The sequence below is a fragment of the Chlorobium sp. genome, from assembly GCF_049593655.1.
Lineage (GTDB): Bacteria > Bacteroidota > Chlorobiia > Chlorobiales > Chlorobiaceae > Chlorobium.
The window spans coordinates 1-13,022 of the sequence record NZ_JBAWHG010000022.1; the positions used below are offsets into that span (position 1 = coordinate 1).

The 13,022-nt window shown below is 51.5% G+C and carries 10 protein-coding genes; 6 read left to right on the forward strand and 4 right to left on the reverse strand.

What is annotated here, in order from left to right:
- Positions 1 to 542 (reverse strand): endonuclease NucS domain-containing protein (locus WBP50_RS03420; protein ID WP_423931677.1); only part of this gene is annotated, 542 nt, incomplete at its 3' end.
- A 22-nt stretch (positions 543 to 564) separates the two neighbouring features.
- Positions 565 to 1,299: a hypothetical protein gene (locus tag WBP50_RS03425; RefSeq protein WP_423931679.1), complete on the reverse strand. Its 735-nt coding sequence runs from the start codon at positions 1,297 to 1,299 to the stop codon at positions 565 to 567.
- Between the two features lie 117 nt (positions 1,300 to 1,416).
- On the opposite strand from WBP50_RS03425, the gene WBP50_RS03430 reads away from it, so the two are divergent.
- From WBP50_RS03430 to WBP50_RS03450, 5 genes are all read left to right on the forward strand, one after another.
- The gene (locus WBP50_RS03430) at positions 1,417 to 2,385 is read left to right on the forward strand and encodes a COG2958 family protein (protein WP_423931681.1); all 969 of its coding nucleotides are present in this window, start codon (positions 1,417 to 1,419) and stop codon (positions 2,383 to 2,385) included.
- Between the two features lie 239 nt (positions 2,386 to 2,624).
- Complete coding sequence (locus WBP50_RS03435; RefSeq protein ID WP_423931683.1) at positions 2,625 to 4,826, forward strand: type I restriction-modification system subunit M; 2,202 nt, start codon at positions 2,625 to 2,627, stop codon at positions 4,824 to 4,826.
- Positions 4,823 to 6,157 (forward strand): restriction endonuclease subunit S, encoded by a 1,335-nt coding sequence (locus WBP50_RS03440; protein ID WP_423931684.1) that lies wholly within the window; start codon positions 4,823 to 4,825, stop codon positions 6,155 to 6,157. The genes WBP50_RS03435 and WBP50_RS03440 overlap by 4 nt, the downstream gene beginning before the upstream one ends.
- A gap of 19 nt (positions 6,158 to 6,176) precedes the next feature.
- Complete coding sequence (locus WBP50_RS03445; protein ID WP_423931686.1) at positions 6,177 to 7,550, forward strand: RNA-binding domain-containing protein; 1,374 nt, start codon at positions 6,177 to 6,179, stop codon at positions 7,548 to 7,550.
- 19 nt (positions 7,551 to 7,569) lie between these two features.
- Positions 7,570 to 10,590 (forward strand): type I restriction endonuclease subunit R, encoded by a 3,021-nt coding sequence (locus WBP50_RS03450; protein WP_423931687.1) that lies wholly within the window; start codon positions 7,570 to 7,572, stop codon positions 10,588 to 10,590.
- Positions 10,591 to 10,659: 69 nt separating this feature from the next.
- On the opposite strand, the gene WBP50_RS03455 is transcribed toward WBP50_RS03450, so the two are convergent.
- A complete protein-coding gene (locus tag WBP50_RS03455; protein WP_423931692.1) occupies positions 10,660 to 11,313 on the reverse strand; it encodes a four helix bundle suffix domain-containing protein in 654 nt (217 codons plus the stop codon).
- A gap of 346 nt (positions 11,314 to 11,659) precedes the next feature.
- Between WBP50_RS03455 and WBP50_RS03460 the strand changes: the two genes are divergently transcribed.
- Positions 11,660 to 12,331, forward strand: a complete 672-nt coding sequence (locus WBP50_RS03460; protein ID WP_423931689.1) for an SRPBCC family protein — start codon at positions 11,660 to 11,662, stop codon at positions 12,329 to 12,331.
- A gap of 122 nt (positions 12,332 to 12,453) precedes the next feature.
- Here WBP50_RS03460 and WBP50_RS03465 read toward each other — a convergent pair.
- The coding region (locus WBP50_RS03465; protein ID WP_423931691.1) for a hypothetical protein at positions 12,454 to 13,022 on the reverse strand (569 nt) is incomplete at its 5' end.

A 13,022-nucleotide genomic window follows, 5' to 3' on the forward strand; every position in this document is an offset into this window, starting at 1 on the left:
TCGTAAGCGCTCTTAATTGGCACAAGAGTATCCTGAAGCATTCTGCGAGTAAACGCCATTCCTCTCGGCGTTGTTGGTCCGGCAATATCAAAAAAACTTGCTCCTGCACCGTCATCGAGAATACCGACTATTTCCTGTTTTTCCTTTTCCCTGTTCTGAAAAGCCACAGAACTTATCCTGATGCGATTCACCTCTTGTACGTCTGATGGCACTGCACCGATCTCGACACAACGAATCCCCAATTCTTCAAGGTAGGCAGATCGCCATTCAGGAATCGAGGGAGAAACCAGAATCATCTTGAGCCTGGCATCATGCATGTAGGTCTTCATCAAACCGTAATACTCGACAACCTGCCCTATATGCTCGCGCTGAATAGGTACTTTTTTTATTTCAACGATATAGCAGAATCCGTCAACAACGAAAAGCAGATCGATCCTTTTCCCCTGAATAGAATACTCGCTTGCCTTCTCAGTTATCTTCCCGGAAGGAAAAAGCACTTCAGGATGCCGAAAAAGATAATCCTGTATGTCACGTTCTTTCATATAGCTGATATTTGAATTTTCATCAGTTAATTAGGGCTTGAGTCAGCGCTTGCCTTGAACGGTCAGATTCGGGATAAACATCACAAGCAATAGCTTTGAGTGCCTCCCAGGAAACGTCAGGCCTGAATTTTTCCAGTCCCAATTTCTTCACCTTGACGACTGGCTCAACTCTGAATCCAAGGTCACGGAAAAGCAATTTCGCCCAGATAGCAGCGATGTTCTCCGTTCTCTTGAGTTGTTCACTATCGAAACCGAGCGTCCACTTCGCTTCGTAAACAAACAGTTCCTGACCGCAACAGATTGCCAGATCAGGCTTTGCATTGAACATGCCCTGTAAGGAACCGTAGATTTTCTTCTCATCTGCAGTAAGGATGTTGCCCCCTTTCTGAAGAATCTGTCTTGGATGGGTAAGGTGAGGCGTTCTTAGCTCTTCAGGAAGCCCGGAGTAGCTCCGGTAATCGGTAACCTGCTCCTGACCGGCAACCATCCGGACAATCGAATCCATATAATCAAACGGATTAGCTTTTCTGACATGGTAGGCATCGCGAATCAACGCGACCTCGGCGAAAATCCTGAAATCAGTGATTTTCGGCACAGCTCCCGTGAATTTCCTCAAGACAGCATAATCGTCTTTCGGCTCATGAAGCAACCGAAACAAATGAGAACACAAATACCGCTCTTCCCTGTTGTAATGGTCGTAATCCAAATGAGCCGAAGCTGAACCGGCATATTCAAAAATGTTTTCCATATCGATCATGTAAAAATTGTACGGCAAAAACTTTTCCTGTTCATCGAAGTTAGCAATTCAATTGCTCCGCACAACGTATATTTGTTGTACATTAACATATTGCCTCTCCAACAGATAGAGACCGCCATGCCTGTATACTCCTTTCTCGATCTGGCCTGTGATGTCTTGAAAACATCTCCAATCCCCCTGACCTATCAGGAAATCTGGCAACTGGGGTCGGATAATGAATTAACCGCAAAAATCCGTACCTCGGGTAAAACCCCGTGGGCGAGCATGGGAGCACAGCTCTATGTCGATGTGCGCGACAACAAACAGTCGCAATTCATAAAGGTCGGAAAAAGGCCTGCCCGCTTCTTTCTTGCCGAACGAGAACAAGAACTGACGGCGGACGTAATCACCGGAATCGAAAAAGAAGAGCAGAATACGGGAAGCGCAAAACCAAAATACCATGAGCGCGATCTGCATCCGCTTTTGACCTATTTCGTTTACTCAAACCCTTCATTCAACCGCGGCAGGCCGATCTATACCAAAACGATCTTTCACGAAAAATCGCGCAAGAACGGCTACAACGAGTGGATTCATCCCGACATGGTAGGGTTTTACCTTCCGGTTGAGGACTGGAAAGCCGAGGTTATCGAGTTCAACAGGCTTTCGGACAACAACTCGCTCAGGCTGTATTCGTTCGAACTGAAAAAGTCACTCGACCAGTCCAACTATCGCGAATCATTCTTCCAGGCTGTCTCCAACTCATCATGGGCTCACGAAGGCTATCTCGTAGCGGCGAACATCCTGCAGAATGACGACTTTCTTTCCGAACTCGACCGCCTTGCTTCATCTTTCGGCATCGGCATCATCCAGCTCGACCCGGCAGATATCGACGCATCGTCAATCCTCTACCCTGCCCGCCGGAGAGAAATCCTTGACTGGGAAACCATCAACAAGCTCTGCGAGCAGAACAGGGACTTCGAGAAATTCCTGCAGGACGTGAAAATCGACTATGAATCAAAGCGCATTCATGGTCAGGAATACGACGAGGTGCACAGGGAAATCAAAAGCTTCATCCGATCGAAACTGCAAATCGACGTGCAGGAATAGCCTTCAAGCCCAAGAGCTGTAGGGATAATTCACTATTTTGATTGAAGGGTATCTCGAAAAAGAGTCGTGAGCGCCCGGCGTACAAGGCGGACGGAGCGGAGAACCCGGAGTGTACACATAGTACATGAGGATTTCGAGCACCGACCAACGCAGCAATCCGGGCGTGTAACAACTTTTTCGAGGTACCCTGAAGCTTATCGAACCCGCTCCCTCGTAATACCAAGCAGTACCGTAATACCATGGCATCAGGCAATCATCAGGACATCGTCGGCTTTATCTGGAACATCGCAAACAAGCTGCGGGGGCCATACCGCCCTCCTCAATATCGGCATGTCATGCTGCCCATGACCATCCTGCGCCGTCTCGACCTGGTGCTTGAACCAACCAAAGAACAGGTTCTTGAAGAACAGAAAAAACTTAAGGCAAAAGGGATGATCGGCCCGGCGCTCGAAGCCGCACTGTCGAGAGTGGCAAACGGCGGAAACCGCAAACAGGCGCTCTACAACACCAGCCCATTCACCTTTAAGAAGCTGCTCGGAGACGCGCCCAATATCGCCGACAACCTGATCTCATACATCAGGGCATTCTCGCCCCGCGTGCGCGACATCTTCGAAAAATTCGAATTCGAAAAAGAGATCGAAAAGCTCGACGACAGCAATCGGCTCTACCTCATCGTCAAGGAGTTCTGCAGCACGGAGTTCGACCTCTCTCCGTCCAGACTCTCGAACCTGCAGATGGGCTACCTTTTCGAGGAGTTGGTACGGAAATTCAACGAACAGGCCAACGAGGAGGCCGGAGACCACTTCACCCCGCGCGAGGTGATCCGGCTGATGGTCGAAATGATGTTCGTCTATGAGGACGAGGTGTTCAAGGCCGGAAAATACAGCTCCATTTACGACCCTACGGCCGGAACCGGCGGGATGCTTTCGGTTGCCGAAGAGTACATCAAGCGTAACAACCCCGACGCAAATATCGAACTGTACGGCCAGGAGTACAACCCCGAATCCTATGCCATCTGCTGCTCGGATCTGCTGATCAAGGACGAAGAGATCGGAAACCTGGTCTATGGCGACACGCTCGGCATCAAGGACGCAAAAAGCCGCTCATACAACTTCGTACCGCACGACGGCCACCCCGACAAACGGTTTCACTTCATGTTCTCCAACCCCCCTTTCGGCGTGGAGTGGAAGCCGGAGAAAAGCTATGTCGAGGACGAAGCCGCAAACGGGTTCAGCGGACGGTTCGGAGCCGGACTGCCGCGCATCAACGACGGATCGCTGCTCTTTCTGCAGCACATGATCTCCAAATTTCACCGCTCGCCGTCCGAAGGCGGCGACGGATCGCGCATAGCAATCGTCTTCAACGGTTCACCCCTTTTCACCGGCGACGCCGGAAGCGGCGAAAGCAACATCCGGCGATGGATCATCGAAAACGACTGGCTCGATACGGTCGTCGCCCTGCCCGACCAGATGTTCTACAACACCGGCATTTTCACCTACATCTGGCTTGTCACCAACAAAAAGCCTGGGAACCGCAAAGGTTACGTGCAGCTCATCGACGCCACCCGGCACTACCGGAAGATGAAAAAGAGCATGGGCAACAAGCGCAACGAGCTGTCAGACGAACACATCAGCGAACTGGTCAGGCTCTACGGCGACTTCAGGCACAACGCCGAATGCGACATACAGAGCAACGGCGGAACGGAAAAGAGAATCTGCTCGAAAATCTTCCGCAACTGCGATTTCGGATACCTGAAAATGACCGTCGAACGCCCCCTGCGCCTGAACTTTCAGGCAAGCCCAGAACGCATCGAACGGTTGAAAAACGAGACTGCATTCCATAATCTGATACTGAGTAAAAAGAAGTCCGTCGAAGCGCAGCAAGAGGATTTCCGAAACGGCAAAGTCCTTCAGCAAGCCCTGCTCGATGCCCTGCACGACATGGAGAGCGATACCCTCCACCTCAGCCGCACTGACTTCGTTAAAGCACTCGATAATGCACTGAAAGCGGCCGATATCAAAATCGATGCACCGCTGAAAAAAGCCATCCTCAGCGCACTCGGCGAACGCGACGAAACAGCGGAAATCTGCCGCGACAGCAAAGGAAACCCGGAACCCGATCCCGAACTGCGCGACACCGAACTGTTGCCGCTACCGGATGACACCTTTCTGCCGCTGCCAATAGGCTATGATAAAGATGCCGACAACAGCAAGCTCCTCAAACTGGTACGCAACCACTGCGAAGAGTATCTCCAGAGAGAGGTACTGCCGCACGTCAGCGACGCATGGATAGAGCACAGCAAAACAAAGGTTGGCTACGAAATCCCTCTCAACCGTCACTTCTACGTATACAAACCACCCCGCCACCTCGAAGAGATCGAAGCAGACATCAAGGCGCTCGAAGCCGATATCCTCAACCTGCTCAGGGAGGTTGTGGAATGAGCCGCTATCAAAAACATCCGGCGTATAAGGATTCCGGAGTTGAGTGGGTCGGAGAGATTCCTGAACACTGGGAAGTGAAACAAGCAAGACACGTTTTTAGAATTTTTAGCGGATCAACTCCAAAAAGCGGCGAAGAACTTTTCTGGGATGGGGATATTACATGGTTCACACCTGAAGATTTAGGCAATAACCAGCAAAAAAATATCTTGGAGAGCAGAAGGAAAATAACCGAAGATGGCTACAAAAGCTGCGGCACTTCTCTTGCAAAAGCGAACAGTGTAGTTCTTTCAACTCGTGCACCCATAGGGCATATTGCACTTTCAACAGTTCCTGCCTGCTGCAATCAGGGATGCAGAATTCTTGAACCCGAAAACAGTTGTTCTGGATATTGGTATTACACCCTGTTATCAGCAAAACCAGCGTTGCAAAGTTTGGGACAAGGCAGCACTTTCATGGAACTACCCCGTCCAAGTCTTGCCAGTCTCAAATTACCATATCCCCCACACGAAGAACAAGAAACCATTGCAAGCTTCCTTGACCGGAAAACAGCACAAATCGATGAACTGATTGAAAAAAAAGAGGAGCTGCTCAAAAAACTCGACGAAAAACGTACCGCACTCATCACCCACGCCGTAACCAAAGGACTTGACTCGACAGTACCGATGAAAGAATTTGATGCTGAGTGGATTGGGAAGATTCCTATGCACTGGGAGGTGAAAAGACTAAAATACATTGCATCCTGTAACGATGAAAGCCTGGCTGAAAACACAGACACTCAATATGAGATCAAGTATATCGACATATCAAGCGTAAACTTGAGTGCAGGTATCACTCACAAAGAAACTCTTTCATTTGAAAAAGCGCCATCAAGAGCAAGAAGAATTGTAAGACATGGTGACACCATTGTTTCTACAGTAAGGACATATCTCAAAGCTATAGCGCCAATCATTGATCCAGAAGAGAACCTCATCGTATCAACAGGCTTTGCGGTAATAAGACCAAAAGAACACTACAGCTCCTGTTTTCTGGGATATTTCTTACAAACGGAAGGCTTTGTTGGACAAGTTGTAGCAAATTCAGTTGGTGTCAGTTACCCTGCCATCAATGCAAATGAATTATTGCAAATTTCAGTCATTGTTCCGCCACTCGAAGAACAGCAAGCATTAGCTTTACATATTGAGAGAAAAACAGCAACAATAGAACGTCAAAAAGCACAAGTCACTGAAGCAATCGAGCGCCTCAAGGAGTACCGAATTGCGCTCATTACCGACGCAGTAACCGGTAAAATGGATGTTCACTCGATTAGAAAAAAAGAAAGCCTGCCAGCCTGAACAATAACGGAACTGTGCCATGAACCTCTTACAATTAATGGATTTGGTTGCTTCGGGAGAGGACGGCGCCCGGCAGTTCAAATCCGATATTCGGAACGCTGAATCTCTGGCATCAGAAATGGCTGCTTTTGCCAATGCTGATGGTGGCATCATTCTCATTGGCGTTGCTGACAATGGTTCCATAAAGGGTCTTGAAAGCTCGGACGTTTCTCGCATCAACCAGCTTATCAGCAATGCCGCCAGCCATCTGGTACGAAGTCCGCTTACTGTACAAACTGAAAATATTCTCCTTGAGAATCGAAGCGTTGTCATTGCTCTTACCGTACCAAAAGGCATCGATAAACCCTATTTCGATAAAAATGGAGTTATCTGGCTCAAATGCGGTGCTGACAAGCGACGAGTCAATACAAAGGAAGAATTACGACGACTGTTTCAGATATCCAATCAGTTTCACGCTGATGAGCTTCCATCAAAAGCAGGAGTTGACACTCTCGATAAGCTTCGTTTCAGGGATTTTCTTAAAACAACCTATCAACAGGAGTATCCCGAAACAGATGAAAAGCTGAGAAAGCTTTTGCAGAATATGAATCTGGCTACTGACACAGGTCAACTGAACCTTGCTTGTGTACTGTTATTTGTCGAAAAACCGGAATGGATCGTACCACAATTTGTTGTGAAGGCGGTTCGCTTTCCGGGCAATGAAATCCATCAGAGCGAGTATCTGGATATTGAGGATTTTACCGGAACGCTGGGAACCATTTTTGAGGGCGCGATGGCCTTTTTGATGCGAAATATGCACAAGGTACAGGCCGGGCGGGGAATCAATGCACCAGGTACCCCTGAAATACCGCCGGTGGTTTTTGAAGAATTACTGGTTAATGCCCTGATACACCGGGATTATTTTGTAAGCGCCCCAATCAGACTGTTTTTATTCGACAATCGAATTGACATTATCAGTCCGGGGCACCTCCCCAACAACCTGACTGTCGCCAAAATCAAAACAGGTAATTCCAATATCCGTAATCCGACTCTGGTCTCCTATGTTGCAAAAGGGCTGTTACCATACCGGGGGCTTGGTTCTGGAATCAAACGGGCAATTGATGCGTGGCCGGAAATTGACTTTATCGATGATCGTGATGGTTGCTTGTTTACCGCCACTGTTCATCGTAAAACAAATGAAAGTTCGGTAGAAAGTTCGGTAGAAAGTTCGGTAGAAATCGATAATCCTGTGCTCGAACAGTTCAGACTGAATCCTGAAATGACTCTTCATGCATTGGCAAAAACACTGGGCATTTCATTGAGAGCGACTGAAAAAAGGGTTGCTAACTTACAGAATAAAAAGAAATTAAAACATATCGGCCCTAAGAAAGGCGGTTACTGGCAGGTACTGTAACAGTATACTCTTTAAAACTATGCACAGAGAATCGAACTTCGAGCAATCCATAGAGCAATCACTGCTGCTCCACGCCGGCTACATCAAGGGCGATCCGCTGGCGTACGACAAAAAGCAGGCGATCTTTCCTGATGAGGTTGTGGCGTTCGTTCAGGATACCCAACCGGATTTCTGGGAGCGGTTCTCGGCGTTGAACAGCGGCAATGCAGAATCGGTGCTGATCGAGAGTCTTGTTCGCGAACTGCGTACAAAAGGGATGCTCACCATTCTGCGAAGTGGATTCAAGTGTTTCGGCAAAACCGTGCGCATGGCGTTCTTCGCCCCGAATACCGGCATGGACCCGCTTGCTGTCGAACGGTTCAGCAGGAACCGGCTCACCGTTATTCGACAGCTTGAAACCGAAAGCGGGGCGATTCCCGATATGGTGCTTGCCGTGAACGGCCTGCCGGTAGCGTCGATAGAGCTGAAAAACCCCATGACCGGGCAAAACGTCGAGCATGCGAAACAGCAGTACCGCAACCGGGAACCCAACGAACTGCTCTTCGCTTTCAAGCAGCGCTGCCTGGTGCACTTTGCGGTCGATACCGAAGAGGTCTGGATGACCACGAAGCTTGATCGTGGAGACACCATGTTCCTGCCCTTCAATAAAGGATACAACAACGGCAAGGGCAATCCCCCGGTTGAGGGCGAGGTTCGCACCGCCTACCTCTGGAAAGAGGTGCTCGCAAAAGAGTGCCTGATGGATATTCTCGGAAGGTTTCTGCACCTGCAGGTTGAGGAAAAAACCGTTCCGACCGGCAATGGGCTGAAAAAGCAGCACCGGGAAAACATGATTTTCCCCCGCTACCACCAGCTCGACGTGGTGCACAGGCTTGCCGCGCATGCGCGGCAGCACGGAACGGGGCACAACTACCTCATTCAGCACTCCGCCGGTTCCGGAAAGTCGAACTCAATCGCATGGCTCGCCCACCGTCTGGCAACCCTGCACGACACAAAGGACGAAAAAATCTTCCATTCGGTTGTGGTGATCACCGACCGCGTGGTGCTCGACCGGCAGTTGCAGGATACGATTTTCCAGTTCGAGCACAAACAGGGTGTGGTGCAGAAGATCGACGAGAACACCCAGCAGCTTGCAAAAGCGCTGGCCGACGGCGTACCGATCATCATCTCCACCATCCAGAAGTTTCCCTTTATCACGCAGGCGCTCGCTACGCTTGAAAAGCAGGGAAAAGGTATCGACATTTCAACGTCAGGCAGGCGGTTCGCGGTAATCGTGGACGAGGCGCACAGCTCGCAGAGCGGCGAAACCGCCATGGAACTGAAAAAAATTCTCAACCGCGAAGGTATCGAGTCGGCCATTGCCGAACAGATTCTCGACATGAACGACGAACCGCTATCGGAGGAGGCGAAAAGATCGCTCATCCGCGAACAGCTCAAGCGCACGAAACAGCCGAACCTGAGCTTTTTCGCCTTTACTGCGACTCCGAAGTTCAGGACACTGGCCGTGTTCGACGAGCCCGGCGACAGCGGCGGCTCCCCGTTCCACCTCTACAGCATGCGGCAGGCCATCGATGAAGGGTTCATTCTCGACGTCCTGAAGGGGTATACCTGCTACAAACGCTACTACCAGCTTATCCGCACGGTTGAAGACGACCCCGAACTGCCGAGAAGAAAGGCCGCGCGTGCGCTCGCTCGGTATGTTGACCTGCACGAGTACAACATTACGCAGAAGGTTGAAATCATCGTGGAGCATTTCCGCACGCATACCCGGCACAAGATCGGCGGGCAGGCAAAGGCTATGGTGGTGACCGGTTCGCGCGAACATGCCGTACGCTACAAGCTTGCGTTCGACAAGTACCTGAAAGCGAAAAAGTACCACGACATCAAGACGCTTGTCGCCTTTTCGGGCGAACTGTCGCTCAGCGACCATCCCGGCGAGAAGTTCACGGAAGTCAGCATGAACCACGGCATCCGCGAAGCCGAACTGCCGGACCGGTTCGGGTCGAGCGAGTACCAGGTGCTGCTTGTTGCGGAAAAGTACCAGACAGGTTTCGATCAGCCTCTCCTGCACACCATGTACGTCGATAAACGGCTTTCCGGCATTCAGGCGGTACAGACGCTCTCACGCCTGAACCGCACCTGCCCAGGAAAGGAAAACACCTTCGTGCTCGATTTCGTGAACGAACCGGAGGAGATCTACCTCTCTTTCAAGCCCTATTACGAAACAACGGAAATGGGGGAAGAGACCGACCCGCACCTGCTCAACGAACTGGCTCACAAGCTCGACGAGTGGAAAGTGTACGACAAACCGGAAATCGACGCATGGTGCGAAATCTGGTTCCGCAACCGCATGCACCCCACAGGAGCCGAGCATAAAAAACTCAACAGTATTCTCGATGTTGTGGTCGAGCGCGTTACCGAGCTTGAGGAAGAGGAGATCGAACAGTTCAAAAGCCAGTTCGCGAGTTTCCGAAACCTTTACGGGTTCCTTTCGCAGGTGATACCCTATCAGGACTCCGAGCTTGAAAAACTCTACACCTTCGGGCGTTACCTGCTCTCGAAACTGCCCCGAAACAGCAGCCGGAACATCCAGATCGACGACGAGGTGCAGTTGAAATACTATCGGCTGCAGAAGTACAGTGAGGGAAACATTGTGCTGCGAGAAGGCGACAATCCGCCGCTCGGCGGCCCGAATGAGGTCGGTACGGGAAGCGCCGAGGACGAGGTACGGCTTTCAACGCTGGTCGAGCAGCTCAACGAACGGTTCGGCACGGATTTCACCCCTGCCGATCAGTTGTTCTTCGATCAGGTGCAGGCGGCAGCAACGGAAAACGAAAAAATCCGGCAGGCTGCCGAAGCGAACACAATCTCCAACTTCGAGCCGGTGTTCAACCAGCACCTCGAAACCCTGCTGCTCGACCGCATGAACGGCAACGAAGCCATCTTCAACCGCATCATGAACGACGAAGCCTTCAAGACGTTCATTGCGCAGAAGTTGATGCATAACGTCTTCGAAAACATCAACCGGCAGGCGGGGTAGATCTCAGGGAAATGCATAAAAAAAGCAGCATCTCCCCGCCGCACATCGCACGGCAAAACGTTTTCCGCTTCATCGCTGCCGGTTCCTTTTTGCGGTTCGAACACGGTACAACCGTTCGGTAAACCCGCCTTCGTTTTCAAAATCAGCAGCAAGCCGCGTCACCTGACGGTCGAGGAGATAACAGGCCAGGTTCAGGAGCGACAGCGCGGCATTGGCGGCAAGACAGGCCGAACTCAGGGATGCACACGGACGTTCACCGCCGGGCACGGACGAACGACTGACTTCCTGCCCTGTTCCTGAGGCCCCGTGTCCATCCGTGGCTTGCTGCCGTTCCGCGGCAACCCACGCCTGCACCTCCGGCAGGGTTTTCGGCTGCAGCGCCTTGAAGCGCCGGAGTGCGGGGTGCTGCGGCTCAAGCGTTTCAAGCCCGCGCTGCCTCAGAAAATCCTCGTAATCGAGCCGCAGCTCTTCGAGGCTCGCCCGCGCCACCTGCGTGAGCTTGATTTCGGTCTTTTTCGAGGTCGCGGAAGCAGAAGATCCCTCCGCGATATTCTGCACGCCGCTCCGGGCGGCCTGAACCATCTGGTCTCGGGTGCGGCTGCGCTTTTCGACGTACAGGTCGCAAAAGCGCACCGTTACGTCATAGGCGAGCTGCGCCACCTGAAAGCTCTTCAGCCTGCGGTACCCGCCATGCTTCGGAATGAGCGGTTCGTGGTCATTCATGGCCAACATCAAAAATCGGTTCCCTATCAGTCACTGTTTGTCCGTGTCCGTCCCGGTCTGTCCGCTGTTTCAGATCGCCGGTATGCATCTCGGATGATGATTCCGGCTCTGGCATGAAAAGGGCTCGGAGCGTGCCTGATAAAAAAAGAGTAATATACGACTGACAGGCATTGTATTCCAATGAAACCTGTCCGATTATCCTGCTACGGCGTGTCGGAGAAAACAGGGTTTCACAAAAAAAACACTTTGCTTATCAAAGAACAATTCGCGAATATTGAAAAACAGGAACAAGCCTTCCCGGAATGAAAGACCCGTCAGGGTTTTCCCGAAACCTGATTTTCTTTTTGTGAAAAAAGACCGCGCAATAGGACGCAGCAGAACGGCATCATGCGTCGCACTCCCCGAATCGCTGTTAAGGGTCATGATGCTTCTGGCCGTTATCATGATGGCGTTCTCCTCCGCTTCACCGAAATGCGAGGCTGCAGAGCCTGCAACCGATAGTTCCTCCGGCATTTATCCCGAAACAAGCCGGAAAATAACGGTAACGCTCACGAAGCGCGCCGGCGGGGTGACCTACATGAAAAGCCGGATCTACATTCAAGCCAGCCCCAGCGAGGTGTGGAAGGTGCTCACCGACTACGATAACCTCAAGCGGTATATCCCCCGAATGACGAAAAGCTCTCTTGTTGAAGATAACGGAACCCGGAAGGTTGTCGCCCTGACCGGCGAGATCGGGCTCCTGCTGTTCAAAAAGACGATCCAGATGACCATGAACATGGTCGCCATCTATCCGCGAAGAGTCGATTTCGAAAAGATTTCCGGCGATTTCGACATTTACAGCGGCCACTGGATACTTGAAGAACATCCCTCGGGGAAAGGCACCTGGCTTGACTATGTTGCAGAAATAAAGCCCTCGTTCCTTGCCCCTGGCTTTATCTTCGACAGCATGCTGAAAAAGGATATCACCGAGGGTCTCGGAGTCATCCGTTCAGAGGCGGAACAGATAACCCCCAAGTAAACCGGCTGGGTAAAGGGAACCCCTCGCTGGCAACTTCCGACAACGTTATTGAGAGCGCCGTCGGCCTCCAGAACGGCCGGATTGTCGAGGCCTGATAACACACTGCTTCAGTTCGAATGGAGTTAACGCAGCGCCTTGAGTGCGAGCATGGAGAGCATGGAGACGACCGAGGAGGCTACAAGGAGAAACTTCAGGCCGGCGGAGATGGTGGTGAGCTGAGGCACGGGAGAGGCGCTGGAGCCGGAGAGCATCCTGAGTATCATGAGATTTTCGAATGCGTCAAGCGGGGTGCAGAGCAGCACAGCCCACGAAAAAAAGGAAACGGCGGCGGCCAACGGCCCGTCCCCGCTGCCGACGACCATCGTGCCTGCAAGGCTGAGGGCCGCAGGATAGAGCAGCAGCAGGATGAAATCGAGCTCGGTCTGCTGGACCGCCTTGCCGACAAGGCCTCTCCCGCTCCAGACCTTGACGATCGAGGCCGCCCGCTCCTCTGTCCACGGAAATTCGAGATTGATGATGCCGAAGGGAATATGCTCGTTCCTGATGGCGAGATCCCTGCCGATTTCGGAGAGCATCTTCATCAGGGTAAGCGACAGCACCGACAGGGCGATCAGCACATTGCCCTGCAGGTCGGGCGATAGCCAGGAAAATGGAGTTTGCATGATTTTACGTGGTATGGGCAGTGAGCGTT